Source organism: Pseudomonas sp. ACN8, assembly GCF_002303925.1.
Lineage (GTDB): Bacteria > Pseudomonadota > Gammaproteobacteria > Pseudomonadales > Pseudomonadaceae > Aquipseudomonas.
This window is the reverse complement of record NZ_MRCS01000036.1, coordinates 13,462-37,932: the sequence shown is the minus strand read 5'-3', so window position 1 is coordinate 37,932 and position 24,471 is coordinate 13,462. Positions and strand designations below refer to the sequence as shown.

The 24,471-nt window shown below is 60.1% G+C and carries 25 protein-coding genes; 12 read left to right on the top strand and 13 right to left on the bottom strand.

Features of this window, described 5'->3' with window-relative positions:
• Positions 1-50 precede the first annotated feature (50 nt).
• Complete coding sequence (cysB, locus tag BSF44_RS19850; protein WP_015094029.1) at positions 51-1,025, top strand: HTH-type transcriptional regulator CysB; 975 nt, start codon at positions 51-53, stop codon at positions 1,023-1,025.
• A 15-nt stretch (positions 1,026-1,040) separates the two neighbouring features.
• On the opposite strand, the gene BSF44_RS19845 is transcribed toward cysB, so the two are convergent.
• Positions 1,041-1,523: a GreA/GreB family elongation factor gene (locus BSF44_RS19845; protein WP_095944953.1), complete on the bottom strand. Its 483-nt coding sequence runs from the start codon at positions 1,521-1,523 to the stop codon at positions 1,041-1,043.
• A gap of 2 nt (positions 1,524-1,525) precedes the next feature.
• Positions 1,526-1,936 (bottom strand): hypothetical protein, encoded by a 411-nt coding sequence (locus BSF44_RS19840; protein ID WP_095944952.1) that lies wholly within the window; start codon positions 1,934-1,936, stop codon positions 1,526-1,528.
• Positions 1,937-2,060: 124 nt separating this feature from the next.
• Between BSF44_RS19840 and earP the strand changes: the two genes are divergently transcribed.
• Together earP and BSF44_RS19830 are read left to right on the top strand one after the other, a co-directional pair.
• Positions 2,061-3,203 carry an elongation factor P maturation arginine rhamnosyltransferase EarP gene (earP, locus tag BSF44_RS19835; RefSeq protein ID WP_095944951.1) on the top strand — a complete coding sequence of 381 codons (1,143 nt, stop codon included), beginning with the start codon at positions 2,061-2,063 and terminating at the stop codon, positions 3,201-3,203.
• Between the two features lie 48 nt (positions 3,204-3,251).
• A complete protein-coding gene (locus BSF44_RS19830; RefSeq protein ID WP_028619992.1) occupies positions 3,252-3,821 on the top strand; it encodes an elongation factor P in 570 nt (189 codons plus the stop codon).
• Positions 3,822-4,007: 186 nt separating this feature from the next.
• Here the strand turns inward: BSF44_RS19830 and BSF44_RS19825 are convergent, their stop codons facing one another.
• From BSF44_RS19825 to BSF44_RS19810, 4 genes are all read right to left on the bottom strand, one after another.
• Positions 4,008-5,021 (bottom strand): alpha/beta hydrolase, encoded by a 1,014-nt coding sequence (locus BSF44_RS19825; protein ID WP_095944950.1) that lies wholly within the window; start codon positions 5,019-5,021, stop codon positions 4,008-4,010.
• A 34-nt stretch (positions 5,022-5,055) separates the two neighbouring features.
• Entirely contained in the window at positions 5,056-5,475 is a 420-nt protein-coding gene (locus tag BSF44_RS19820) for an organic hydroperoxide resistance protein (RefSeq protein WP_095944949.1), read from the bottom strand.
• A gap of 364 nt (positions 5,476-5,839) precedes the next feature.
• Positions 5,840-6,301: a MarR family winged helix-turn-helix transcriptional regulator gene (locus tag BSF44_RS19815; protein WP_095944948.1), complete on the bottom strand. Its 462-nt coding sequence runs from the start codon at positions 6,299-6,301 to the stop codon at positions 5,840-5,842.
• 67 nt (positions 6,302-6,368) lie between these two features.
• Positions 6,369-7,325 (bottom strand): LysR family transcriptional regulator, encoded by a 957-nt coding sequence (locus BSF44_RS19810; RefSeq protein WP_095944947.1) that lies wholly within the window; start codon positions 7,323-7,325, stop codon positions 6,369-6,371.
• A 125-nt stretch (positions 7,326-7,450) separates the two neighbouring features.
• Between BSF44_RS19810 and BSF44_RS19805 the strand changes: the two genes are divergently transcribed.
• The gene (locus tag BSF44_RS19805) at positions 7,451-8,185 is read left to right on the top strand and encodes a sulfite exporter TauE/SafE family protein (protein WP_095944946.1); all 735 of its coding nucleotides are present in this window, start codon (positions 7,451-7,453) and stop codon (positions 8,183-8,185) included.
• On the opposite strand, the gene BSF44_RS19800 is transcribed toward BSF44_RS19805, so the two are convergent.
• A complete protein-coding gene (locus BSF44_RS19800; RefSeq protein ID WP_095944945.1) occupies positions 8,175-9,029 on the bottom strand; it encodes a LysR substrate-binding domain-containing protein in 855 nt (284 codons plus the stop codon). The genes BSF44_RS19805 and BSF44_RS19800 overlap by 11 nt on opposite strands.
• 95 nt (positions 9,030-9,124) lie before the next feature.
• Between BSF44_RS19800 and BSF44_RS19795 the strand changes: the two genes are divergently transcribed.
• Complete coding sequence (locus BSF44_RS19795) at positions 9,125-9,340, top strand: DUF1127 domain-containing protein (RefSeq protein ID WP_046043392.1); 216 nt, start codon at positions 9,125-9,127, stop codon at positions 9,338-9,340.
• A gap of 64 nt (positions 9,341-9,404) precedes the next feature.
• On the top strand, positions 9,405-10,634 hold the full coding sequence (locus BSF44_RS19790; protein ID WP_095944944.1) for a winged helix-turn-helix domain-containing protein: 1,230 nt from the start codon (positions 9,405-9,407) through the stop codon (positions 10,632-10,634).
• Positions 10,635-10,732: 98 nt separating this feature from the next.
• Here the strand turns inward: BSF44_RS19790 and BSF44_RS19785 are convergent, their stop codons facing one another.
• Positions 10,733-12,079 (bottom strand): class II 3-deoxy-7-phosphoheptulonate synthase, encoded by a 1,347-nt coding sequence (locus tag BSF44_RS19785; RefSeq protein WP_007973530.1) that lies wholly within the window; start codon positions 12,077-12,079, stop codon positions 10,733-10,735.
• Between the two features lie 150 nt (positions 12,080-12,229).
• On the opposite strand from BSF44_RS19785, the gene BSF44_RS19780 reads away from it, so the two are divergent.
• Positions 12,230-12,985: a spermidine synthase gene (locus tag BSF44_RS19780; protein WP_095944943.1), complete on the top strand. Its 756-nt coding sequence runs from the start codon at positions 12,230-12,232 to the stop codon at positions 12,983-12,985.
• 116 nt (positions 12,986-13,101) lie between these two features.
• On the opposite strand, the gene BSF44_RS19775 is transcribed toward BSF44_RS19780, so the two are convergent.
• Positions 13,102-13,893: a crotonase/enoyl-CoA hydratase family protein gene (locus BSF44_RS19775; protein WP_095944942.1), complete on the bottom strand. Its 792-nt coding sequence runs from the start codon at positions 13,891-13,893 to the stop codon at positions 13,102-13,104.
• Positions 13,894-14,315: 422 nt separating this feature from the next.
• Here BSF44_RS19775 and BSF44_RS19765 point away from each other — a divergent pair, with 422 nt between their 5' ends.
• On the top strand, positions 14,316-15,989 hold the full coding sequence (locus BSF44_RS19765; RefSeq protein WP_007973525.1) for a DEAD/DEAH box helicase: 1,674 nt from the start codon (positions 14,316-14,318) through the stop codon (positions 15,987-15,989).
• A 188-nt stretch (positions 15,990-16,177) separates the two neighbouring features.
• Here BSF44_RS19765 and BSF44_RS19760 read toward each other — a convergent pair whose 3' ends face one another.
• Positions 16,178-16,945, bottom strand: a complete 768-nt coding sequence (locus tag BSF44_RS19760) for a class III extradiol ring-cleavage dioxygenase (protein ID WP_095944941.1) — start codon at positions 16,943-16,945, stop codon at positions 16,178-16,180.
• Positions 16,946-17,047: 102 nt separating this feature from the next.
• Here BSF44_RS19760 and BSF44_RS19755 point away from each other — a divergent pair, with 102 nt between their 5' ends.
• The gene (locus BSF44_RS19755; protein ID WP_095944940.1) at positions 17,048-17,704 is read left to right on the top strand and encodes a thiopurine S-methyltransferase; all 657 of its coding nucleotides are present in this window, start codon (positions 17,048-17,050) and stop codon (positions 17,702-17,704) included.
• 179 nt (positions 17,705-17,883) lie between these two features.
• On the opposite strand, the gene htpX is transcribed toward BSF44_RS19755, so the two are convergent.
• Together htpX and BSF44_RS19745 are read right to left on the bottom strand one after the other, a co-directional pair.
• On the bottom strand, positions 17,884-18,774 hold the full coding sequence (gene htpX, locus BSF44_RS19750; RefSeq protein WP_007973520.1) for a protease HtpX: 891 nt from the start codon (positions 18,772-18,774) through the stop codon (positions 17,884-17,886).
• A gap of 316 nt (positions 18,775-19,090) precedes the next feature.
• Positions 19,091-20,302, bottom strand: a complete 1,212-nt coding sequence (locus BSF44_RS19745; protein WP_007973513.1) for a pyridoxal phosphate-dependent aminotransferase — start codon at positions 20,300-20,302, stop codon at positions 19,091-19,093.
• Positions 20,303-20,528: 226 nt separating this feature from the next.
• Between BSF44_RS19745 and msrB the strand changes: the two genes are divergently transcribed.
• The 3 genes from msrB to BSF44_RS19730 all read left to right on the top strand — a co-directional run bounded on the left by msrB (position 20,529) and on the right by BSF44_RS19730 (position 22,063).
• Positions 20,529-20,924 carry a peptide-methionine (R)-S-oxide reductase MsrB gene (gene msrB, locus BSF44_RS19740; protein WP_095944939.1) on the top strand — a complete coding sequence of 132 codons (396 nt, stop codon included), beginning with the start codon at positions 20,529-20,531 and terminating at the stop codon, positions 20,922-20,924.
• Positions 20,925-21,119: 195 nt separating this feature from the next.
• Positions 21,120-21,605, top strand: a complete 486-nt coding sequence (locus tag BSF44_RS19735; RefSeq protein WP_056727098.1) for a glutathione peroxidase — start codon at positions 21,120-21,122, stop codon at positions 21,603-21,605.
• Entirely contained in the window at positions 21,602-22,063 is a 462-nt protein-coding gene (locus tag BSF44_RS19730) for a MarR family winged helix-turn-helix transcriptional regulator (RefSeq protein WP_095944938.1), read from the top strand. Before BSF44_RS19735 ends, BSF44_RS19730 begins: the two co-directional genes overlap by 4 nt.
• Here BSF44_RS19730 and BSF44_RS19725 read toward each other — a convergent pair.
• A complete protein-coding gene (locus BSF44_RS19725; RefSeq protein WP_095944937.1) occupies positions 22,047-24,410 on the bottom strand; it encodes a response regulator in 2,364 nt (787 codons plus the stop codon). The two genes, BSF44_RS19730 and BSF44_RS19725, sit on opposite strands and share 17 nt — an antisense overlap.
• Between the last annotated feature and the right edge of the window lie 61 nt (positions 24,411-24,471).

Genomic DNA, 24,471 nt, shown 5'->3' with positions numbered 1-24,471 from the left:
TATATATCGTCGCTGATGCCCGTGGCGTCTACCTGCTTTGAGGGATTCATATGAAGCTTCAACAATTGCGCTACATCTGGGAAGTGGCGCACCACGACCTCAACGTTTCCGCTACAGCCCAAAGCCTTTACACCTCTCAACCCGGCATCAGCAAGCAGATCCGTCTGCTGGAAGACGAACTGGGCGTCGAGGTTTTTGCCCGCAGCGGCAAGCATCTGACCCGCGTTACCCCGGCCGGCGAGCGCATCATCACCACCGCTGGCGAGATTCTGCGCAAGGTTGAAAGCATCAAGCAGATCGCCCAGGAATTCTCCAACGAGAAGAAAGGCACCCTGTCGATTGCCACCACACACACCCAGGCGCGTTATGCATTGCCGCCGGTGATCAGCAATTTCATCAAGCAATACCCGGACGTTGCCCTGCACATGCACCAGGGATCGCCCATGCAAATCGCCGAAATGGCCGCTGATGGCACCGTGGATTTCGCCATCGCCACCGAAGCGCTCGAGCTGTTCGGTGATCTGGTGATGATGCCGTGCTACCGCTGGAACCGTTGCGTGGTCGTGCCTCAGGGCCACCCGCTGACCAAGCTGTCGAAACTGACCCTCGAAGCACTGGCCGAATACCCGATCGTGACGTACGTGTTCGGTTTTACCGGCCGTTCGAAACTCGACGAAGCTTTCAGCCATCGCGGCCTGACGCCGAAAGTGGTGTTCACCGCTGCCGACGCCGACGTGATCAAGACCTATGTTCGACTGGGTCTGGGTGTGGGCATCGTGGCGAAAATGGCGGTCGATACCAAGCTCGACAGCGACCTGGTGGTACTCGATGCCAGTGAACTGTTCGAGTCCAGCGTGACCAAGATCGGCTTCCGTCGCGGCACCTTCCTGCGGGGTTTCATGTGCGACTTCATCGAGAAGTTCGCGCCGCACCTGACCCGCGAAGTCATGGCCAAGGCCATTCAGTGCCACAACAAGCAGGAACTGGAAGAGCTGTTCGAGGGCGTTGAACTGCCCGTTCACTGACAGCGTTTCTGCCGGTCAAACCACCTCGGTGACTGCGAACTGTTGCCGAGCGCCCGCCACCATGATCTCCACCTCATCGCCCTCGAACTTGCCCAGCAGGCTTTTGCCCAGCGGTGAGCGCGGGGTGATGACGGTAATCAGTTGCCCCACCAGATCGACCTTCAGGCCGGCGGCGTCGGGGGCCAGAAACAGCCATTGTTCGCGCCCCTTTTCGTCCTCGAGCCCGAGCAGCGCGCCCACTTCGATGCCCCGCTGATCGTCATACGGACGCGGGGCCAGGTTCTGGCAGAGGCTCAGTGACTGGCGAATTTCCTCGACCCGCCTGGCCTGCCCGGCCGCGAGATAGGATGCTTCCAGCCCCAGGGTGTCGTACTTGTTCTCGGCGATGTTTTCTTCGTGGGTCGCCGTTTCGTAGGCGGTCTGCGCGGCCCGTTCGGCGATGTCGAGATCGATCCGCAGCTTGTCGAGAATCAGTTGGTGGACGGTTTGCTTATTCATGATCAATCGCAGAATTGCAGGACGTTGGCGCGGCTTTTTTCGCTGGGTGCAGTCTGGTCCTGTTGCAACCAGAACTGACAGCTTGGATTGGACAGGTTGCGACTGCTGCCGCGCGCCTGATCGAGCCGTTGCTGCTGCTCGTTCTTGCGCAGGTTTTCTTCATATTGCTCGAACAATGGGCTTTGTGGCGGAATGCTCGGTATCGGTTGAGCCTCCATCGGCGGTTTGGCCAGTTGCTCCACTGCTGCCGCCACGGGTGCCAGTTGTTCGCTGAAAAGCAGGCGCGAAGCGAGCCAGCAGGTCAGCACGATGGCAATGAACCCCAGCCACATGCCGAGGGCGATGCTGCCGGTCAGTTGCAGGGCGTTGAGGCTGATCGGGAAGGATCGGCGCTGAGTGGGGCGGTGGGGCATGGTTGCCTCCTGGCGAAAGGTCACTGGCGAGTGGCGATTGTCGCATGAAGAATAATCGCCGTCGGCTCTTCTGCACGGGGTAATTTATGCGGACAATCGGCACCTTTGCCAACGGGAGCCTGGAATGCCTGAAATGAAAACCCGCTGGGATATTTTTTGCACCGTGGTCGACAACTTCGGCGACATCGGCGTGACCTGGCGACTGGCCCGGCAACTGGTGGCCGAACATGGGCTGGCGGTGCGTCTATGGGTCGATGACCTGCGAGCGTTCGAGCGCCTGTGCCCGGAAATCGACATCCATGCTGCGCGGCAGTGGCAGCACGACGTCGAAGTGCGCCAATGGCCCGCCGAGTGGCAGCCGACCGAAGCCGCCGATGTGGTGATTGCTGCCTTTGCCTGTCAATTGCCGAGCGCCTATATGGACGCCATGGTCGAACGGGACAAGCCGCCGCTGTGGATGAACCTCGACTACCTGAGTGCCGAGGACTGGGTGATCGGCTGCCACGGTTTGCCCTCGGTGAAGTACAAAAACGTGCAGAAGTTCTTTTTCTTTCCGGGGTTCCAGAAGGGCACTGGCGGGTTGTTACGTGAGCGCGGGTTGCTTGAGCGTCGTCGGCAATTTCAGCAAAACCCACAGGCACAAAGAGAATTCCTGCACGGTTTGAGGATTGATCGTGCTCCCGGTGCGCAGTTGATCTCATTGTTTGCCTACGAAAACACCGGGCTGGCCAGTTGGCTCGATGCGATGGCTGGCGATTCTACGGCTACTCATCTGCTGGTGCCGGAAGGGCGGATTCTCGGCGACGTCGAGCGTTGGCTCGGTGTGGAGGGTTTGGCGGCCGGTGCCGTGCATGTGCGTGATGCCTTGACTGTGCAAGTGCTGCCATTCGTCCGCCAGGACCAGTACGACTTGTTGCTGTGGTGTTGCGATTTCAATGCCGTGCGCGGCGAAGACTCCTTTGTGCGCGCCCAATGGGCCGGCCGGCCATTTCTCTGGCACATCTACCGGCAGGAAGAAGATATCCATCTGGACAAACTCGAGGCCTTCCTCGAAGTCTATATAAAAGGGCTTTCTGATCCTGCGCGGGAGGCGATCAGCGGTCTCTGGCGCGCGTGGAACGCTGGTGAAAAAATAGCCGACCACTGGCAATTCACCCGTAAACACTGGCCAGAGCTGGAAAAACACGCCGAGGCGTGGTGTCAGGAACAGGCCTTGCGGGCCGATCTTGCCACGGCGCTGGTACAGTTTTATGGAAATTGGATATGATACGCGGCCTAGATTTTTGTAAATCCCATCCAAATTCGGATATTCGCAATGAAAACTGGTAAAGAACTGAAACCCGGGACCGTGATTCGTCTCGAAAACGATCCTTGGCTGGTTCAGAAAGCTGAATTCACCAAGTCCGGTCGTAACAGCGCGATCATGAAGACCAAGCTGAAGAACCTGCTGACCGGTTACAAGACCGAGATCGTTTACAGCGCCGACGACAAACTGGACGACGTAATCCTCGACCGCAAAGAAGCGACCCTGTCCTTCATCAGCGGCGACACCTACACGTTCATGGACACCACCGACTACACCATGTACGAGCTGAACGCTGAAGACATCGAAGCCGTTCTGCCTTTCGTTGAAGAAGGCATGACCGATGTTTGCGAAGCGATCTTCTTCGAAGAGCGTCTGGTTTCCGTAGAACTGCCGACCACCATCGTGCGCGTAGTTGACTACACCGAAGGTTCGGCTCGCGGCGACACTTCCGGCAAGGTGATGAAGCCTGCCAAGCTGAGCAACGGTACTGAGCTGCAAGTTGCTGATTTCATCGAAATCGGTGACAAGATCGAGATCGATACCCGCGAAGGCGGTTCCTACAAAGGCCGTGCCAAATAAGCGCCGCTTGAGGAATGAAAAAGCCCGACCATTGAGTCGGGCTTTTTTGTGCCTGGATGTAACATCCAGTTCTCCTGTAGGAGCGAGCCTGCTCGCGATGGGCGTTAACGATAACGCGGGCTTCCTGAATGCCCGCGTTGTCTGGGCGTCCATCGCGAGCAGGCTCGCTCCTACAGTTGGGCGGTGTTATTTCAAGTGTTGTTTCAGTTCTTCAGACGCCTGCAGCATCGCCGAACGCACCGCTGGCACCTGGCTTACCACGTTGAGCAAACCGTAGTCGTGGATCAGGCCGTTGTAGCGAACCGAGGTCACCGGCACACCGGCCTCGTCCAGTTTGCGGGCGTAGGCTTCGCCTTCGTCGCGCAACACGTCGGCTCCGGCGGTCTGCACCAGCGCTGGAGGCAGTCCTTTCAACTGAGCGGTGGTTGCGCGCAGTGGTGAGGCGTAGATCTCGTTCCGTTGTTTGGCGTCGGTGGTGTAGTTGTCCCAGAACCACTTCATCATATTTTTGGTGAGGAAGTGCCCCTCGGCAAACTGGTTGTAGGACGCCGTTTCGAAGTTGGCATCAGTCACCGGCCACAACAGCACCTGGAACCTGATCGCCGGTGTGCCCTTGTCCTTGGCCATCAGCGCAACCACAGCCGCCATGTTGCCGCCGACGCTGTTGCCGGCTACCGCCAGGCGCTGGCCATCGACGTTGATCTCTTTACCGTGCTCGGCCACCCATCGGGTCGCGGCGTAAGCCTGGTTGATCGCCACCGGGTAATGCGCTTCCGGTGACGGCGTGTAGTTCACGAACACCGCCGCTGCACCCGAGCCCGTCACCAGGTCACGCACCAGCCGCTCGTGGGTCGGGAAGTCCCCCAGCACCCAGCCACCGCCGTGGAAGAACATGAACACCGGCAACTCGCCCTTGACCCCGGCTGGCCGGACGATGGTCAGGCTGATCGGTTGGCCGTCGACTTGAATGGTCTTCTGGCTGACATCGGCTTTTGGCAGCGTCAGCTTCACCCCGGCTTGGGCGCCCACCAGCACGGCGCGGGCTTCGGCGGGTGTCATTTGTTCCATCGGCTTGCCGGTGCCGGCGTTCAGAGCGTCGAGGAATGCCTGGGTGTTGTGTTCAACCCCGGTACCTGCGAACGCGTTGCTGATGGACAGGGCGAGAAGGGTGCCGGTCAAGACTTTGCTGAAAGTGTTCATGTTCATTTCCTGTTCGGGCCTGGGTAGTCAACGCTTAGACGGTTACGTGCAGACGCACATCGACGTTGCCACGGGTGGCGTTGGAGTACGGGCAGACCTGGTGGGCCGCATCGACCAGTGCCTGTGCATCGGTCTGTTCAAGACCCGGCAAGCTGATGTGCAGGTCAATGTCCAGGCCGAAGCCGCCGGGGATCTGGCCGATGCCGACGTGGGCGGTGATCGAAGCGTCGTTCGGGATGCTGCGCTTGGTCTGGCTGGCCACGAATTTCAGGGCACCGATGAAGCAGGCGGAGTAGCCGGCGGCGAACAGTTGCTCAGGGTTGGTGGCCGCGCCGCCGGCACCGCCGAGTTCTTTCGGCGTGGCGAGCTTGACGTCGAGGATGTTATCGCTGGAAACCGCACGACCGTCACGGCCACCGGTGGAAGTTGCGATTGCGGTATAGAGAGTTTGCATGGTGAAAGCCTCGTTTGGGATTTGGTTTGTTTTGCGCTAAATGTTTGCGTGCTAAGTAAGTGCGAAATGAATGTATCGCGCAAATGTTTAGTGCGCAATATAAATTTTCAAAGACATTTGAAAAAAACGAAAGGCTGTGGGGCGGTTTTGGTTGGAAGTGTTGAGCTAGAGCTATCGAGGAGGATTTTTTCAGCAAGGATTTTTTTCAGAAACAGGTGCTGAACCCTATTTTTCGGCCTGGCGCAAAACAAATGTGGGAGCGAGCCTGCTCGCGATTGCGTTGTGTCAGTCAACGTAGAGGCTGAATGTCACAACGCAATCGCGAGCAGGCTCGCTCCCACAGGGGGCTGTGCTGGCCTTGAAATTAGAGGCTGTCTTGCAGGTGGCGACGCAGCTCCTGCAGCTCCGCTTGCAGCTTTTGCAGGCGCTCCACGGTCATCCCGCTGGCACCAAGGATGCACTGGGGAACATCACGGGCCTTGTCGCGCAAGGCCCGGCCCTGTTCGGTAAGTTCGACGATCACCACCCGCTCATCTTCGCGGCTGCGGGTCCGGCTGAGCAGGCCTTCGGCTTCCAGGCGCTTGAGCAGTGGCGTCAACGAGCCAGGATCGGTCAGCAACCGCGTGCTGATTTCACCTACGGTCAAACCGTCCCTTTCCCACAGCACCATCATCGCCAGGTATTGCGGGTAGGTCAGGCCCAGCGCTTGCAGCAAGGGTTTGTAGACCTTGGTCATCATCAGCGATGTGGAATGCAGGGCGAAGCAGGCCTGATTGTCCAGCAGCAGGTTGTCGCAGTTGTCCGGAGTGTTGCGCTCGGTGGTCATGTCGAAGCCTTGATCTGTGATCTCAAGAATCTAGCGGGCGAATCTTTAATGCGCCAGATAATTCTGATCAGTGCCGTTGCAGATGGGTTTGCAGCACCAGATCCCAGGGCGGAATCGGGCTGAAGCGGGTTTTCAGGTACTCCAGCAACAAACGACTGCGGGAGTTGGGCTGCTGTTCCAGGCGCAAGGCGTAGATGCCGGCGCTTTCCGGTTTCGGCAGGCCGCTGTCGCAGAACAGCGGCAGCAACTCACCCCGCAGCAGGTACTCGCTGGCCAGCCAGGTCGGCAGATGCGCGATACCCAGTCCGGCCAATGCGCCGCACACCAGTGCCTCGGCATTGTTGGCGCTCATGCGGATCCGTGCCGGCCGGTGCAACTGCATTTGCCCGTCGCGCTCGAAACGCCAGGCGAAGGGCGGGGCCAGGCCATCCCAGTCGAGTCCGTCGTGTTCCATCAGCCGTGACGGCTCGATCGGCACGCCGCGACGCCGCAAATAATCAGGGCTGGCGCAGGCGATACGCACGATGCTCGCCAGTGGTGTGGCCACCAGCCGGGTGTCAGCCAATTGCCCGGCGCGCAACACCAGATCGACCTTGCCGAGGTTCAGGCCCTGCATGTCGACGAAGCTGTCGATCAAGTGCAACTGCACATCGAGCCCGGGGTAGAGCATCAGGAAGTCGGCAATTACCGGTGCCAGGTGCCGCCGACCAAAGGCTGCCGGCGCATCGATACGAATCAGGCCTTCTGGCGCGCAGCTCAGGGACACGGCCTCGGCCCGGGCCAGGCGTAACTCGGCGACAATCCGCCGTGCGCGCTCGGCAAAGGCCAGTCCCGCCGGGGTGGCGCGTACCGCATGAGTGCTGCGCAGGAACAACTGACTGCCGACCGCGCTTTCCAGGCTGTCGATACGCCGTGCCACGGCCGAAGGGGTCAGCGGATGACGGCGCGAGGCGGCGGAAAAACTGCCGGTTTCCAGTACGTCGAGGAACAAGGCCAGTTGGTCGGTCAGTTGATTGGGGTTCATGGCAGGTTTGCGCTTGTGCGAATTTGGCACAGCCATTGTGCGATGCTGTGCGTTTCCGCGCCAGAAGCAACTGCGTAGGATCAAAGGCCTGACGGCAACGGGGAAAGGCTGTGATTGAGTTCTTGATGTATCTGATGTTCGGCGCTGCGTTGGGCACGCTCGGCGGGTTGTTTGGCATCGGCGGCGGCCTGATCGCCATTCCGCTGCTGGGCGTGCTGTTCGGGCTCGATCAGCAGATTGCCCAAGGCACAGCGCTGGTGATGGTGGTGCCGAACGTGATGCTGGCGCTGTGGCGCTATCATCAGCGCAACCGGATCGAACTGCGCCACGCATTACCGCTGGCCATCATGGGGTTCTGCTTCGCCTGGCTCGGATCGATCTGGGCGGTGGGCATTGATGCGCAAACCATGCGCATAGGCTTTGTCGCGTTTCTGATCGCTCTGTCGGCGTACAACCTCGTTCGCATGTTCGCCGCCAGCGCCCCGGCGGCCTCGCAGATGAACTACTCATGGCCCTGGCTGGGCCTGCTTGGCGCCGCATCCGGTACGATGGGCGGGTTGTTCGGCGTGGGGGGCGCGGTGGTGGCGACACCGGTGCTGACCAGTCTGTTCGGCACCAGCCAGGTGGTTGCGCAGGGGTTGTCGTTGGCGCTGGCCTTGCCGAGTACGGGAGTGACGTTGGTGACTTACGCCGCGCACCATCAGGTCAGTTGGGTGATCGGCTTACCCTTGGCGGTCGGCGGGCTGATGAGCATCAGTTGGGGCGTAAAGATTGCCCACGCTTTGCCGGAGCGGCTGCTGCGCGGGCTGTTTTGCGGGTTTCTGGTGTTCTGTGCGGTGATGCTCGCCTTCAAAGTTTGAAGCCTTCGACGATGTGCTCGGCCAGGCACTCGGTGATGGGTGACGGGTTATGCAGGTTGCGCACGAGCATGATGCTGGCCTCGGGCAGCAGCGGCAGGTCCTGGGCCTCACCGAGGATGCGCATGTCCGCGGTGATCAGGCTTTCAAGCTGCGCCGTGACGGCCAGGCCGGCGCTGACCACCGCCATGATCGCCGACAGGCTGTCGCTGTTGTACGCCACCCGGTAATCGCGCCCCCGGGCGTCCAGGGCGTTGCAGGCCCACAGACGGCAGAAACAATCACTGTTGAACATCGCCAGTGGCAGCGGCGTCTGCTCATGAGCGCTGTAGCATTGCGCCTCGGCCCAGACAAAACGTTCCTTGCGCAACAACTGGCCGATTTCGCTGCCCGGTTCGCGAGTAACGATGGACAGGTCCAGGTCCTGGCGCATCAACAGTTGTTTTGATGATTCGCAGTGCACTTCTATCTGAATCAGCGGGTAAGACTGGGCAAACCGGCGCAGAATCCCCGGGAGGAATCGCATCACATAATCATCCGGCGTGCCGATGCGCACCGTGCCAACCATGTCGGGCTCACGCAAGGTATTGAACACCTCACTGTGCAACTTGAGGATGCGCCGCGCATAGCCCAGCAACACCTGGCCTTCGGCTGTCAGCCGCACTTGCCGCCCGTCGCGCTGGAACAACTGGCGCTGCAGCACATCTTCTTCCAGGCGTTTCATCTGCATGCTGACGGCTGACTGGGTGCGGTTGACCATTTCGCCGGCGCGGGTAAAGCCGCCCTGGTCGGCGATGGCGACGAAGGTGCGCAGCACTTCGGTATCGATACTCGGGTAGGCGGACATCCATCAATCTCCGAGATATGTGACATCAGAAACATTCGTTGGATTGATCTTAGACCCGGCGCGAGACTGGAGCCATCCAAACGGAGGGCAACAAGATGAAAGGTCAACACGAGTTCCACGGATCAGAAAAACACTCGATTCACGTGATATCCGATCTGCTGCACAAGGTCGGCCGCTGGTACGAACTGCATCGCGAGCGCGAACTGCTGGCGAGCTTGAGCGACGAAGCACTCAAGGACATCGGCATGAGCCGTGCGGATGTGGAGAACGAGTCGATCAAACCGTTCTGGAATGATCCGATGCATAAATGATGAATGCCACGCTACACAAACCCCTTACCGGTGAGGTAGGTTGCGAGCAGACAAGGAGACGCTCATGCCCGCAACGTTGTCCTTTACCCTCAAACAGGCTCGGCGTCTGGCGCTGGCCGCCCAAGGGTTCAACGGGCGGTCGCCGCCAGCGGCGATCAAGGCTATTGCGCTCAATCGGCTGATCGAACGGCTGGGCGTTCTGCAGATCGATTCGGTCAATGCAGTGGTGCGTTCGCACTATCTTCCGCTGTTTTCCCGCCTCGGCAATTATTCCTCCGATTTGCTCGACCAGGCTGCCTGGAGTCAGGGCCGGCGCCGTACGTTGTTCGAGTATTGGGGCCATGAAGCCTCGTTATTGCCACTTTCCATGTACCCGTTGATGCGTTGGCGCATGCAGCGTGCGAGCCGTGGCGAAGATATTTATGAGCAACTGGCGCGTTTTGGCCGTGAACAGCAAGACACCATTCGCCGGGTGCTGGCTTCGGTCGAGGAGCAGGGCGCGTTGAGTGCCGGAAGTCTGTCGACCCGTCAGGAACGGGCCAGCCCCTGGTGGGACTGGAGCGCGGAAAAGCATGCGCTGGAATGGTTGTTCGCGGCCGGTGAAGTGACCGTTGCCGGACGGCGCGGATTCGAAAGACTCTACGATCTGCCGGAGCGGGTGATTCCCCGGGCAGTTCTTGCGCACCCCGTTCTGAGTGAAGACGACGCTCAGCGCGGCCTGTTGCGGCATGCGGCAACGGCCTTGGGGGTCGGTACGGAGAAGGACTTGCGTGACTATTTCCGCTTGAACCCTGCGGACAGTCGCCCACATTTGGCCGAGTTGGTCGAGGCTGGTGAATTGCTGATCTGCGAAGTCCAGGGCTGGCGACAACCGGCCTATTGCCTGCCCGAGCCAAAAGTGCCGCGCAAAGTCACCGCCAGTGCCTTGCTTTCACCGTTCGATTCGCTGATCTGGGAGCGCAGCCGGACCGAGCGGTTGTTTGATTTTCGCTATCGGCTGGAGATCTACACGCCACAGGACAAACGGGTGTATGGCTATTACGTCCTGCCGTTTTTGCACAACGAACGGATTGCCGCACGGGTGGACCTGCGCGCCGAACGGGTGGCTGGCCGTTTGGCGGTGCATGCGGTGCACGAGGAAGAGCCGGGGCTGGATGACGAGGGGATGCTGGCGCTGGCGGTCAACCTGCGGCAGATGGCGGGTTGGCTGGGGCTGGCACAGGTTCAGTTGAATTGCCCGCGGGCGAGTGCGGCAAGGTTGCGGGTGGCATTGACCCAAATCGGTGGTGACTGATCTGGCCTGATCGCCAGCAGGCTGGCTCCCACACTGGATCTGTGTCGTCCACAAAACCCATGTGGGAGCTAGCCTGCTGGCGATCGGGGCGACGCGATTTAGCGCCGGACTTGCTTCAAGGTCTCAGCAATCAAAAACGCCAGCTCCAGCGACTGATCGGCATTCATCCGTGGGTCGCAATGGGTGTGGTAGCGATCCGACAAGCCATCCTCGGTGATCGGCCGCGCACCACCGATACACTCGGTCACGTTCTGCCCGGTCATTTCGATATGGATCCCCCCGGCATAACTGCCTTCGGCTTCGTGCACCTGGAAGAACTGCTTCACCTCGCCAAGGATCTGCGCGAAGTCGCGGGTCTTGTAGCCGCTGCTGGCCTTGATGGTGTTGCCGTGCATCGGGTCGGAACTCCACAGCACCTGCTTGCCTTCACGCTGGACGGCGCGGATCAGCTGTGGCAAGTGATCGCCGACCTTGTTCGCGCCCATCCGCGCGATCAGGTTCAGGCGGCCCGGATCGTTGTCCGGGTTGAGCACGTCGATCAAGCGAATCAGGTCGTCGGGGTTCATGCTCGGGCCGACCTTGACCCCGATCGGGTTGTTCACCCCGCGCAGGAATTCGACGTGGGCACCGTCGAGCTGGCGGGTGCGATCACCGATCCACAGCATGTGAGCCGAGCAGTCGTAGTAATCGTTGGTCAGGCTGTCACGACGCACGAAGGCTTCTTCGTAGTTCAGCAGCAACGCTTCGTGGGCGGTGAAGAAACTGGTTTCGCGCAACTGCGGCGAACTGTCCATGCCGCAGGCGCGCATGAACGCCAGGGTTTCATCGATGCGGTCGGCCAGGTGGCTGTACTTTTCCGCCAGTGCCGAGTTGGCGATGAAGTCCAGGTTCCACTTGTGCACCTGATGCAGATCGGCAAACCCGCCCTGGGCGAACGCGCGCAACAGGTTCAGGGTGGCGGTGGACTGGTGATAGGACTGCAGCAGGCGTTCCGGGTCTGGCACGCGGCTTTTTTCGTCGAAACCGATGCCGTTGACGATGTCGCCACGGTAGGCGGGCAGGGTCACGCCATCGATGGTTTCGTCATTGGCCGAACGGGGTTTGGCGAACTGCCCGGCCATGCGCCCGACCTTGACCACCGGACAGCCGGCGGCAAAGGTCATCACGATCGCCATCTGCAACAACACCTTGAAGGTGTCGCGGATTTTCGCCGCGGAGAATTCGGCGAAGCTTTCCGCGCAGTCGCCACCCTGCAACAGAAACGCGCGGCCCTGGGTCACCTCGGCAAACTGACGGCGCAACTCCCGGGCTTCACCGGCAAACACCAGTGGCGGATAGCTGGCCAGGGTCTGCTCGACCTGCTGCAAATGCGCGGCATCGGGGTATCGGGGTTGTTGCTGGATCGGCAGGGCGCGCCAGCTGTCAGGGCTCCAGGGTTGGCTCATCACGGTCTCTAGTGTTTTCGCTCGGACGTCCATGTTATCAGCAAATTAGTGCGTGACCTGTTCCCGTCGCTTCGCCGACAATCTCGCCTTTGCCGCTCTCTACACGCGGTGTTATTGCGTTGCCGGCCCCGGTGACGATCAGGAGATGAAATGACTGAGGAGCGCGTCGAGCATCTGCTCGCCGAGGTACAGGACGAGTTCGGCGTGATTCGTGTACTGGAAGTGGCCGATTACCGTTTTCTCGAGTTCGGTGATGCCATCGAGCAAAGCTGCGTGTTCACGGCGGATCCGAGCTGGCTCGAGTACGACTACACCCGGGCGATGCTGATCGGCGCGCTGTGCCATGAGCAGCCGGAAAGCGCGCTGTTCCTCGGCCTCGGTGCCGGTACGCTGACCCAGGCCTGCCTCAAGTTCCTGCCGCTGGAAGATGTCGAGGCCATCGAGTTGCGCCCGGACGTACCGCGCCTGGCCATTGAATATCTGGGGCTGGATGACGATCCGCGCCTGTACATCCGCGTTGGCGATGCGCTGGAGCTGCTGGACACCGCCGAATCGGCGGACCTGATTTTCGTCGACCTTTATACCGACGTCGGTCCGGGTGTCGGACATCTGGCCTGGAGTTTCCTGGAAAACTGCCAGAAGCGATTGAATCCGGGTGGCTGGCTGGTCATCAATCAGTGGGCTACCGACGATGGCAAACCCCTGGGCGCCGCCTTGTTGCGCGGTTTGTACCACCGACATTACTGGGAGCTGCCGGTGAAGGAGGGCAACGTGATCCTGATCGTGCCGTCGGAGCTGGATCAGGAACTGGACATGGACGGCTTGATTGCCCGCGCCGAAGCGCTGGCGCCGCGGTTGGGGTATTCGCTGGAGTCGTTGATCAAGTGTATTCGTCCGGCGACCTGAGTTGTCAGTGATGGCCCCATCGCGAGCAGGCTCGCTCCCACAGGGTTTTGTGAACACCGAATATCCACTGTAGGAGCGAGCTTGCTCGCGATAGCTTTCCAACTGGCAATACAAGGCTAAAGTCCTTTGAACACTCCAGGCCGCCGCTCCACCATCGACCGCACACCTTCCTTGACGTCCTCGCTGGCCATCAACTTCTTGACCATCAGAGGCAACGCCTGTGCCGCCGCGATTTCCCCTTCATACCGGGCCTGTCGCGCAGACATCAGCGTCGCCTGCACCCCAAGCGGTGCCTGGCGGGCGATCCGCTCGGCCAGTTCAATCGCCCGGGGCAGTAGATCCTCGCTGGCCATGACTTCTTGCACCAGGCCCAGGTGCAAGGCATCACGGGCGTCGAATTCATCACCGGTCAGTAACCAGCGCATGGCATTGCCCCAACCGGATACCTGATGCAGGCGCAGGGTGGCGCCGCCGAACGGGAAGAGCCCGCGTTGCACTTCCATCTGCGCGAACCGGGTGTTGCTGGCGCACAGATTGATGTCGGCGGCCAGCATCAATTCGATGCCGATGGTCAGGCAATAGCCCTGGGCGGCGACGATCACCGGTTTGCTGACCCTGGGGCCTGCGAACACCCCCCACGGATCACAGCCGCCGGGCGGAACCTGCCAGCCATCTGCCAGTGAGACGCTGGCATTGACCAGGTCGAGCCCGGCGGTGAAGTGCTCGCCGTGAGCGAACACCACCGCCACCCGCGCCTCGCTGTCGGCTTCGAACTCGCCATAGGCCAGGCTCAACGCGTTGAGCAGGTCGAGATCGAAGGCGTTGCGCTTGGCCACCCGATCCAGACCGATCAGGAACACATGACCATGCCGTTCGCGGCTGACTCGACTGGGGCAGGGCTGATTCATGGAGCGATCCTCAGGGTGGGAAAGGCGTGCCAGACCGGCGGTCTGCACGGCAAAGGGTGAACCGTTTTAGCGCCATCACCCGCAAGGCCGGGCCTTTGAAAAATAGACGGCTGACCGATTATTCGCAAAGCCTGTTACACAACGGTGTATTCGGTGGATTTCCGATAAAAAAAGCTCCCTTTTTGGGCGAATTCCGGTATAGTGCGCGCCGGCCTTTAACCGGGCCGCGTTTAGGTAGCGCAATTCCCCGAAGCCAGCTTCGGCTGCACGTCCGCCCAGCGGACTCTTCCTTGACGATTCTTTTCATTCATTCGTTTTCGCAAATCCCCGCCGACAAAGCTGCCAGGGCGACTCTTGAGTCTCAACACGGCATGTGCAGCTTTGGAGCATGGGTCTTTGCGGATGCACTTAGAGGCAGACCCATGACCCAGGAAATCGGCGGCTTCGCCGCTCTTGAACTTCATCCAAATATTGTCGCTGCAGTAGTCGCTACCGGCTATGAAGAGCCTTCGGCCATTCAGCAGCAGTCGATCCCGATCATTCTCGCCGGTCATGATATGATTGGTCAGGCGCAAACCGGTACCGGTAAAACCGCTGCCTTTGCCCTGCCAATTCTGCACCGCATTGATCCGTCCAAGCGCGAGCCGCAAGCTCTGATCCTGGCCCCAACTCGTGAGTTGGCGCTACAAGTTGCAACCGCTTTCGAAACCTACGCCAAGCAAATGCCGGGCGTGACTGTTGTGGCTGTCTACGGCGGCGCGCCGATGGGCCCACAATTGAAAGCAATCCGTAATGGCGCACAAATTGTTGTCGCCACTCCGGGCCGTCTGTGCGACCACCTGCGTCGCGACGAAAAAGTACTGGCGACCGTGAACCACCTGGTTCTCGACGAAGCCGACGAAATGCTCAAACTGGGCTTCATGGACGACCTGGAAGTCATCTTCAAGGCCATGCCGGAAACCCGTCAGACCGTACTGTTCTCGGCAACCTTGCCTCAATCGATCCGTGCCATCGCCGAACGCCACCTGCGCGATCCGAAGCACGTCAAGATTCAGAGCAAGACCCAGACCGTTACCGCGATCGAGCAGGCTCACCTGCTGGTTCATGCTGACCAGAAGACTTCGGCCGTTCTCAGCTTGCTGGAAGTGGAAGATTTCGACGCCCTGATCATGTTCGTGCGCACCAAGCAAGCGACCCTGGATCTGGCCAGTGCCCTGGAAGCCAAAGGCTACAAAGCCGCTGCGCTGAATGGTGACATCGCCCAGAACCAGCGTGAGCGCGTGATCGATTCCCTCAAGGATGGCCGTCTGGACATCGTTGTGGCGACCGACGTTGCCGCTCGTGGCCTGGACGTTCCGCGCATCACTCACGTGTTCAACGTTGACATGCCGTACGACCCAGAGTCCTACGTTCACCGTATCGGCCGTACCGGCCGTGCCGGTCGCGAAGGTCGTGCACTGCTGCTGGTGACTCCTCGTGAGCGCCGCATGCTGCAAGTGATCGAGCGTGTAACCGGTCAAAAGGTTGCTGAAGTTCGCCTGCCGGACGCTCAAGCCGTTCTGGATGCGCGCATCAAGAAACTGACCAACAGCCTGTCGCCGCTGGTGGCCGAGGCCGAATCGACTCACGGTGATCTGCTCGATCGTCTGACCGCCGACATCGGTTGCAGCCCGCGTGCCCTGGCTGCTGCCCTGCTGCGCAAGGCAACCAACGGTCAAGCGCTGAACCTGGCCGCTATCGAGAAAGAACGTCCACTGGTGCCGAACAACGCACCGCGTGGCGATCGTCCAGAGCGTTCCGGTGATCGTCCTGAGCGTGGTGACCGCGAGCGTCGTGCTCCAATGCCGCTGGGCGAAGGCCGTGCACGTTGCCGTACCGCGCTGGGTGCGCGTGACGGTATCGCCGCCAAGAACCTGCTGGGTGCCATCCTCAACGAAGGTGGTCTGGCGCGTGAAGCGATCGGTCGCATCCAGGTGCGTGACAGCTTCAGCCTCGTCGAACTGCCGGAAGATGGTCTTGAAAAGTTGCTGACCAAGCTGAAGGACACTCGCGTTGCCGGCAAGCAGTTGAAGCTGCGTCGCTACCGCGAAGATTGATCCGCTCTCGAGCTGATTGATCGAACATAAAAAATCCCCGACTGGTTCGGGGATTTTTTTGTCTGTTGATTTGTGTTCGGCGTTCGAATGGTGTTGCAGCCATCGCGAGCAGGCTCGCTCCCACATTGGAATGCGATCCCCCCCCTGTGTGCGAGCCTGCTCGCGATGGGGGCGACTCGGTTCTTGGGTTAACCGAAGCGGTAGATGTCCATCCCTAGCGCGCCCATGGTGAACCCCAGGTGGGCAACCCCGAACTGCCCGCCCGCGGCCCGGGCAAAGTACAGCGGCAACAAGTGCTCATCACTCGGATGATTGCGTACAGCGTTCGGCGCCTGCGCGCGATAGTCATGCAGCGCGGCTTCATCGTTCGCGGCGAGTTTCTCGATCATCCAGTCGCGAAATGCCAGAGCCCAGGGTTCAACGCTCTCGGGGCCGGCATGCCAGTCCAGTTCCCGCAGGTTGTGAGTGATGCTGCCGGAACCGATCAGCAGCACGCCGTGCTCGCGCAAGCTGGCCAGCGCGTGGCCGACGCGGGTCTGCAGGGCGGGGCCGCCACGGGTGGGCAGCGAAACCTGGACAATCGGGATGTCTGCCTGCGGGTACATCAGCGATAAAGGCACCCAGACACCATGATCGAAAGGCCGATTGCTGTCGATACGTGCAGGAAAACCAGCGGTTTTCAGTAACTCGGCAACCTCTGCGGCGAGTCGTGGGTCGCCGGGAGCCGGGTACTGGACTTCGAACAGGGCTTTGGGGAAGCCGCCGAAGTCATGCCAGGTTTCCGGTTGCGGGTTACCGCTGACCAGCAACTCATTGCTTTCCCAGTGTGCAGAAACAATCACGATGGCTTTGGGCTTCGGTATTTCGGCCGCCAGGCGAGCGAGTGCCGGCCCGCTGGCACCGGGTTCCAGGGCGAGCATGGGGGAGCCGTGGGATATGTACAGGCTGGGGAACATGAATGAGCTCCTGAGAGTTAAGATGCAACATCTTCAGTCAGATCATTAATCTAAATCTAATATAAGTTTTAGGGTGTTTTGATCGAATTTTCGGGGTTATTTATGCAGCCGGAGTTTTGGCACAAGAAATGGGCGGCGAACCAGATCGGCTTTCACCTGCCGCAGGTGAACCCTCATCTGAAACGGTTCTGGCCAGCGTTAAGCCTTGAAGAAGGCGCGCGCGTGTTGGTGCCGTTATGTGGAAAAAGCCTGGATTTGCTCTGGCTCGCCCATCAAGGCCATGAGGTCCTGGGAGTCGAACTGTCGGAAAAAGCCGTCGAGGAGTTTTTCAGCGAACATGGCTTTGATCCAGCCGTCAGCGAGCAGGGGCCGTTCAAGGTCTATCGGGCAGGCTCCATTGAGCTGTGGTGCGGCGATTTCTTCGAGCTGACGGCAGGTGATGTTGCCGATTGCTCCGCGCTTTATGATCGCGCGGCGTTGATCGCACTGCCGGCGGAAATGCGAGAGCGCTATGCCGCCCATTTGAAGCGGATACTGCCGAAGGAATCCCTTGGACTGCTGATTACCCTGGACTATGACCAGGCGCAAATGCCCGGCCCGCCGTTTGCTGTACTCGATGATGAGGTGCTGCGGTTGTTCGGGGACTCATGGGCGCTGAAGATCCTGGAAGATCAGGATGTGTTGAGCGAGAGCGGGAAATTCCTGGAGGCGGGTGTTACGCGGCTGGAGGAGCGGGTGTATCGGGTTTCCACGCGGTAATTTGTAGCGACAGTTCTGGCCTCATCGCGAGCAGGCTCACTCCTACAAGGGGTCTGCATCGTTCACAAATCACCTGTAGGAGTGAGCCTGCTCGCGATGAGGCCCTCACACACACTAATAATTAGCAGACAAAAAAAGGCCCGCATCGCTGCGGGCCTTTCTATTCAAGGTAGAGCCTCTTAGCCCCGGCGACGAGCCAGCGCATCAATACGCTCTTCCAGCGGCGGGTGGCTCATGAACATGCGAGCGAACCCTTGCTTGATGCCACCGTTGATGCCGAAGGCGTTCAGGGTGTCGGGCATGTGCACCGGCAGCCCTTGTTCCGCCCGCAGGCGTTGCAGGGCACCAATCATCGCGGCGGTGCCGGCCAGGTTTGCACCGGCTTCGTCGGCACGGAATTCGCGCTTGCGCGAGAACCACATGACGATGGCGCTGGCCAGGATGCCCAGAACCAGTTCGGCGAAGATGGTCGCCACGTAGTAGGCGATGCCCTGGCCTTCTTCGTTCTTGAAGATCACCTTGTCGACGAAATTGCCGATGATCCGTGCGAAGAACATCACGAAGGTGTTTACCACGCCCTGGATCAGCGCCAGGGTAACCATGTCGCCGTTGGCAACGTGGCCGATTTCGTGGGCCAGTACGGCTTTCACTTCATCCGGCGAGAAACGCTCGAGCAAACCCTGGCTGACCGCGACCAATGCGTCGTTCTTGTTCCAGCCAGTGGCGAAGGCGTTCGCCTCGTAGGCCGGGAAGATACCGACTTCGGGCATCTTGATCCCGGCTTCGCGGGACAGTTGCTCGACGGTTTGCAGCAGCCATTGCTCGTGACGGGTGCGTGGCTGGGTGATGATCTGGGTGCTGGTGCTCATCTTCGCCATCCACTTGGAGATGAACAGCGAGAACAGCGAACCTGCGAAACCAAAGACCGCACAGAAAATCAGCAGCTGATTGAGGTTGAGATCAACCCCATTGGCCGCCATGAACCCGTTGAAGCCGAAAAGGCTCAGGGTGATGCTGGCAATCAGCACGACCGCCAGGTTAGTGGCCAAGAACAGCAGGATGCGCATCATGGTTGTAGAAATCTCCTCAAGCTAAAGATGTAGCGTACTGCGGGGTATATAAGGTGCTGCACCGGGGTATTCAACCGGGTGACTATTTCAAACTGTGTCCTACGGCAACAGTCTAGCTGCTTGCAGGGCATTTCCGACAAGTATGCGGGAAGTGTTTGTCAGTCAATTCATGTCGAAGGCCCTGCCTTTGTTAGGCGCGAGCAGGCAAGGCGCTGTCCGGCAGCGAAAAAGCGACTGCCAGTGGCGCAATGCAAACAAATGTTGCCGGATGAATCACCGTGCGACGTTTCGGGGGCGTCGCACGGTGACGGACCGCTTATTGGCGGTAGGACTTGAGGAAGCCGCCGATGCGTCCGATGGCCATTTCCAGGTCATCGACACGGGGCAGGGTCACGACGCGGAAGTGGTCTGGCCATGGCCAGTTGAACGCGGTGCCTTGAACCACCAGCAGCTTTTCGGAGAGCAGCAGATCGAGGACGAACTTTTCGTCGTTGTGGATCGGACAGACCTTTGGGTCGATCCGCGGGAACGCATACAGCGCGCCCATCGGCTTGACACAGCTCACGCCCGGAATGTCGTTGAGCAACTCCCAGGTGCGGTTGCGTTGCTCCAGCAGGCGGCCCTGGGGCAGCACCAGGTCATTGATGCTCTGATAGCCACCCAGGGCGGTCTGGATCGCATGCTGGCTCGGTACGTTGGCGCACAGACGCATGTTCGCCAGCATGTCGATGCCTTCGATGTAGCTCTGGGCGTGGTGTTTCGGGCCGGAAATGGCGATCCAGCCGGAACGGAAACCGGCCACGCGATAGGACTTGGACAGACCGTTGAAGGTCAGGCACAGCAGGTCCGGCGCCAGGGAGGCGGTGCAGATGTGCACGGCGTCGTCGTAGAGGATCTTGTCGTAGATCTCGTCGGAGAACACCACCAGGTTGTGCTGGCGGGCCAGTTCCAGCATGCCCAGCAGCACTTCCTTCGAATACACCGCGCCGGTCGGGTTATTCGGGTTGATGATCACCAGGGCCTTGGTGTTCGGGGTGATCTTGGCCTTGATGTCAGCCAGGTCCGGCCACCAGTTGGCCTGCTCGTCGCACAGGTAATGCACCGGATTGCCGCCAGACAGGCTCACGGCTGCGGTCCACAATGGATAGTCCGGCGCTGGCACCAGCACTTCGTCGCCATTGTTGAGCAGCGCCTGCATCGACATCACGATCAGTTCGGAAACGCCGTTGCCCAGGTAGATGTCTTCAATGCCGACGCCTTCCACCTGCTTTTGCTGGTAGTACTGCATGACGGCCTTGCGCGCACTGAACAGGCCCTTGGAATCGCTGTAGCCCTGGGCGGTCGGCAGGTTGCGGATCACGTCCTGGAGGATTTCATCCGGTGCTTCGAAACCAAAGGGCGCCGGGTTGCCGATGTTCAGCTTGAGGATGCGATGGCCTTCCTCTTCCAGGCGCTTGGCGTGCTTGAGCACCGGGCCGCGAATGTCGTAGCAGACGTTGGCGAGCTTGTTCGATTTGCTGACCTGCATGGCGATGTGTTCCCGAAAATGAACGATCCAGACGGCGTTTGGGCAACCGTGCTGGGAATCCTGCGTATTCACACAGGCCTGACGCCTTGAGATGCAGCACCCATATTTCCGTTTGAATGCGCGTGGTCTGGCTGCCAGACTGGCGTTTGACGAGGCGCAATCATACGTGCCGCCCGATCCGTGGAAAAGGTACAGATCGGGCTTTTTCAGCCGCTGAGGTGTGATGATGGAAAAGTTGGAAAAAACCCTGGAAGAATGGAAGGCGATGCTCGACCCGGAGCAGTACAACGTGTGCCGCCTCAAAGGCACCGAACGTCCGTTTTCCGGCAAATACAACGCCACCAAGACCGACGGCATCTACCACTGCATCTGCTGCCGCGAACCGCTGTTCGACTCCAGCACCAAATTCGATTCCGGTTGCGGCTGGCCAAGTTTCTACGCGCCGATCGGCGACAGCGCCATGACCGAAATCCGCGATGTCAGCCACGGCATGATCCGCACCGAAGTGGTCTGCGCCAAATGCGACGCGCATCTTGGCCACGTGTTCCCCGACGGCCCGCCCCCGACGGGCCTGCGCTATTGCATCAATTCGGTGTGCCTGGAACTGGTGCCCCGCGAGTAATGCGAGCCCTGTAGGAGCGAGCCTGCTCGCGATGGTCGTCAACGATAACGCGGGAAGCCTGGTGCCCCGAGTTGTTCTCTGGTCCATTGCGAGCAAGCTCGCTCCTACAGTGGATTGGCGTTCGATAATTTAAATTGCACACAATTCAATTGCTCGCTATTTTGTTGGTTCTTCCATTCGTTCGGAACCTCAAACATGAGCGACAACCTGCTGAGCATCCCTTGCACCACGATCAAGGGTGAGCAAAAGACCCTGGCGGATTTCGCCGGCAAGGCCGTGCTGGTGGTCAACACCGCCAGCAAGTGCGGTTTCACTCCGCAGTACAAGGGCCTGGAAGAGCTGTGGCAAACCTACAAGGACCAGGGCCTGGTGGTGCTCGGCTTTCCCTGCAACCAGTTCGGCAAGCAAGAGCCGGGTAACGAAGGAGCGATCTCCGAGTTCTGCGAGCTGAACTTCGGTGTCAGCTTTCCGCTGTTCAAAAAGATCGACGTCAACGGTGCCGATGCCCATCCGCTGTTCGTGCAATTGAAAAAGCGCGCACCGGGGGTGCTGGGTTCCCAGGGCATCAAGTGGAACTTCACCAAGTTCCTGATCGGCAAGGACGGGCAACTGGTCAAGCGCTTCGCTCCGGCGACCAAGCCGCAGGACCTGACCCGCGAGATCGAAGCCCTGCTCAAATGAATACCTTGTCAGTCGATTCCCTGAAGCTCGACAGCCAGTTGTGTTTCAAGTTGTACGCGGCTTCCCGGGCGGTGATTCGCGCCTACAAGCCCATGCTCGATCAGTTGGGCCTGACTTACCCTCAGTACCTGGCGATGCTGGTGTTGTGGGAGTGGCAGGAAGCGGCCCCGGAGCAACCGACCGTCAAGGCATTGGGCGAGCGCCTGGCCCTGGATTCCGGCACGCTGACACCCTTGCTCAAGCGCCTGGAACAACTGCAACTGGTGCAGCGTCAGCGTTCTGCGCGCGATGAGCGTGAAGTGCACCTGAGCCTGTCGCCAACCGGCACGGCCTTGCGCGACCGGGTCGGCCCGCTCAAGGCGCGCCTGTTGTGCGACAGTGGGGTCGATCTGAATCGTCTAAACGAGTTGCGCGATGGTCTCGATCACCTGTTGGGGCAGATCAAGGCACTGTCGTAGGGGGGATCCACAGGTCCAGCAGGGCGGCCAGTTCTTCGCGCCGGAAGGGTTTGGCCAGGTAGTCGCTCATGCCCGCGGCACGACAGCGTTCGCGCTCCTCCGACATGGCGTTGGCCGTCAGGGCGACGATGGGCAGTTGAGGCCAGCGTCCGCTGCGGCGGATTTGCCGGCTGGCTTCATAGCCGTCCATCACCGGCATGTTGCAGTCCATCAGCACCAGGTCGAATTCCCGTTGCTCGAGCTGGTCAAGGGCCTCGCCACCATGAGCCGCGGTGGTGACCTCGCAGCCGAGTTTGCCGAGCATGCCCTTGGCCACCAACTGGTTGACCGGATTATCTTCCACCAATAGTACGCTCCCGCGGCGTTGCGGGCATTGCGTGTCGAGTCGGGCCTCGTTGACCGGGTGGGTTTGCGGTTGCAGGATCCGCCGCAACGTCTGAAGCAGCGTATTGCGGGCCAAGGGGCGGGCCTGTTGTTGCAGGGGGGCGAGGGCGTTGACCTCTTCGCCGGGCATGAAGTTGCCATACGCGGTAATCAGCAGGATCGGCGCGCTGAGGTTGGGGCGCAGATTGAACAGGCATTCGGGGCAGTCGGTGATGAGCACGTCGGCTGTCAGGCCAAGCAGTGGGTCATCGATGGAACGCCGTTCATAGTCCAGCCCCCAGACAGGCAACAAGCTGTTCAACATTTCCCCCAGCCCGCTGCTGGCGGCCGTGATGGCAATGACTTTGCCCTTGAGCGAAACAGCAGGTATTGCACGGGTATGACCGGGCAATGGCAAGTCCGCGCAGAACTGGCTGCCAAACCCCGCCTCGGAGCTGATCGTCAGGCGCCCCTGCATGGCTTCGCAAAGGTTGTAGGTCAGGGCCAGGCCCAGCCCGGTACCGCCAAATTGTCGGGTAATACCGGCGCCGGCCTGGGTGAAAGGCTGGAGGATCTTGACCTGGGCATCCTGGGGGATGCCGATGCCGGTGTCGCACACTTCGATCCTGACGCCATCGCCGAACGTCGACAGGCGCACGTCGACCCGTCCGAAACGGGTGAACTTCAACGCGTTGGACAGCAGATTACTGACGATCTGCCGCACCCGGGTCGGATCGCCGAGCACCAGTGCCGGGAAATCCGGGTCGATCAGGCAGGTCAGTTCGACGCTGGGGGCAGCGTTCTGTGACAACAGGTTGGCGGTGTCTTCGATCAGCGAACCGAGGTCGAAGGGGATGTGTTCGAGTTCGAGTTGGCCGGCATCGAACTTCGACAAATCGAGAATATCGTTGAGCAATTCCACCAGCACTTTGCCCGAGTCATGGGCGATCGACAGTTGCTGCTGTTGTTCGGGGTTCAGCGGTCCGTCGAGGGACAGCGCGATCATCCCGAGCAAGCCATTGAGGGGGGTGCGGATTTCATGGCTCATGTTGGCCAGGAACACCGAGCGGGCTTCGGCCATGTCAAGGGCGGTACTGCGCGCGACTTCCAGTTCCTCGTTGGACTGGCTCAGCCGGGCGTTGATCGCCTTGAGTTCGGCAGTGCGGGCCGAGACGATGTTTTCCAGTTGGCCCAGATACTCGGTCAGGCGGTTTTCCGCGTTGCGCCGCTGCTGGATTTCGGTGGCGATGTTCTTGAATTGCTGGTTGGCAGCCTTGACCAGCACGCCGATCTCATCGTTGGCGTGCCCGGAGGGGCACTCCAGTGAGGTCGATTCGTTGCTGCTCGGGTCGCGACCGCTGAGTTCACGGATGACCCGTACCAGGGGTTTGGTCAGCATCACATAGAACAGCGCCAGCAGAATGCCGGACAGCAGCAGGCTGCGGGCGAAGCCATTGAGCAGGGTCACTTCGGCCCGGCGCAGGAACCGGTCGCCGAAGGCGTAAGTGTCGACGCTCAGGCGCAGCGTACCCAGGGATTCGTTGGGCATATGATCCAGGTAAAGCCGGTCTTCGAACTGTCGGTTGGCGCCGAACAGGAAGTCACTGAGCATCCGGTAACCGTTTTCCACGCCGGGCCGCTTGACGTTGGCCAGCACGGTGCCGTTGTTGTCGGTCAGTTTCGCGCCAATGATCGCCGGTGAGCGCAGCAGGCCCTGGGTCAGTTCCTTGGAGAGTTCGGCGTCGATGTTGTACGCGATTCGCGAGGCCGGGTTGTGGCTGATTTCCAGCAATGAAAGGATTTCACGATTGATGGAGGCGTCTTCACTGGCATAATCGATGCCTATTTGCAGCAGGCTGAGCAGCGTACCCAGAATGAAACCGACCAGCACGGTAAGCCGGGCTTGCTTGAATGACAGCCGGTTGGTGAATTTGATGTCCATGGGGGGGTGAACCACTTCCGTTTCCTTTCGCTGCTCAAGCATAGTCGATCATGCCTGCCTGCTGATGTTCTCGCGAGGCCTGTATTGTGGGAGCCGCCGCTTG

Coding starts and splice junctions, on each gene's coding strand:
- cysB (WP_015094029.1), top strand. CDS start 51: ATGAAGCTTCAACAATTGCGCTACATCTGGGAAGTGGCGCACCACGAC.
- BSF44_RS19845 (WP_095944953.1), bottom strand. CDS start 1,523: ATGAATAAGCAAACCGTCCACCAACTGATTCTCGACAAGCTGCGGATC.
- BSF44_RS19840 (WP_095944952.1), bottom strand. CDS start 1,936: ATGCCCCACCGCCCCACTCAGCGCCGATCCTTCCCGATCAGCCTCAAC.
- earP (WP_095944951.1), top strand. CDS start 2,061: ATGCCTGAAATGAAAACCCGCTGGGATATTTTTTGCACCGTGGTCGAC.
- BSF44_RS19830 (WP_028619992.1), top strand. CDS start 3,252: ATGAAAACTGGTAAAGAACTGAAACCCGGGACCGTGATTCGTCTCGAA.
- BSF44_RS19825 (WP_095944950.1), bottom strand. CDS start 5,021: ATGAACACTTTCAGCAAAGTCTTGACCGGCACCCTTCTCGCCCTGTCC.
- BSF44_RS19820 (WP_095944949.1), bottom strand. CDS start 5,475: ATGCAAACTCTCTATACCGCAATCGCAACTTCCACCGGTGGCCGTGAC.
- BSF44_RS19815 (WP_095944948.1), bottom strand. CDS start 6,301: ATGACCACCGAGCGCAACACTCCGGACAACTGCGACAACCTGCTGCTG.
- BSF44_RS19810 (WP_095944947.1), bottom strand. CDS start 7,325: ATGAACCCCAATCAACTGACCGACCAACTGGCCTTGTTCCTCGACGTA.
- BSF44_RS19805 (WP_095944946.1), top strand. CDS start 7,451: ATGTATCTGATGTTCGGCGCTGCGTTGGGCACGCTCGGCGGGTTGTTT.
- BSF44_RS19800 (WP_095944945.1), bottom strand. CDS start 9,029: ATGTCCGCCTACCCGAGTATCGATACCGAAGTGCTGCGCACCTTCGTC.
- BSF44_RS19795 (WP_046043392.1), top strand. CDS start 9,125: ATGAAAGGTCAACACGAGTTCCACGGATCAGAAAAACACTCGATTCAC.
- BSF44_RS19790 (WP_095944944.1), top strand. CDS start 9,405: ATGCCCGCAACGTTGTCCTTTACCCTCAAACAGGCTCGGCGTCTGGCG.
- BSF44_RS19785 (WP_007973530.1), bottom strand. CDS start 12,079: ATGAGCCAACCCTGGAGCCCTGACAGCTGGCGCGCCCTGCCGATCCAG.
- BSF44_RS19780 (WP_095944943.1), top strand. CDS start 12,230: ATGACTGAGGAGCGCGTCGAGCATCTGCTCGCCGAGGTACAGGACGAG.
- BSF44_RS19775 (WP_095944942.1), bottom strand. CDS start 13,893: ATGAATCAGCCCTGCCCCAGTCGAGTCAGCCGCGAACGGCATGGTCAT.
- BSF44_RS19765 (WP_007973525.1), top strand. CDS start 14,316: ATGACCCAGGAAATCGGCGGCTTCGCCGCTCTTGAACTTCATCCAAAT.
- BSF44_RS19760 (WP_095944941.1), bottom strand. CDS start 16,945: ATGTTCCCCAGCCTGTACATATCCCACGGCTCCCCCATGCTCGCCCTG.
- BSF44_RS19755 (WP_095944940.1), top strand. CDS start 17,048: ATGCAGCCGGAGTTTTGGCACAAGAAATGGGCGGCGAACCAGATCGGC.
- htpX (WP_007973520.1), bottom strand. CDS start 18,774: ATGATGCGCATCCTGCTGTTCTTGGCCACTAACCTGGCGGTCGTGCTG.
- BSF44_RS19745 (WP_007973513.1), bottom strand. CDS start 20,302: ATGCAGGTCAGCAAATCGAACAAGCTCGCCAACGTCTGCTACGACATT.
- msrB (WP_095944939.1), top strand. CDS start 20,529: ATGGAAAAGTTGGAAAAAACCCTGGAAGAATGGAAGGCGATGCTCGAC.
- BSF44_RS19735 (WP_056727098.1), top strand. CDS start 21,120: ATGAGCGACAACCTGCTGAGCATCCCTTGCACCACGATCAAGGGTGAG.
- BSF44_RS19730 (WP_095944938.1), top strand. CDS start 21,602: ATGAATACCTTGTCAGTCGATTCCCTGAAGCTCGACAGCCAGTTGTGT.
- BSF44_RS19725 (WP_095944937.1), bottom strand. CDS start 24,410: ATGCTTGAGCAGCGAAAGGAAACGGAAGTGGTTCACCCCCCCATGGAC.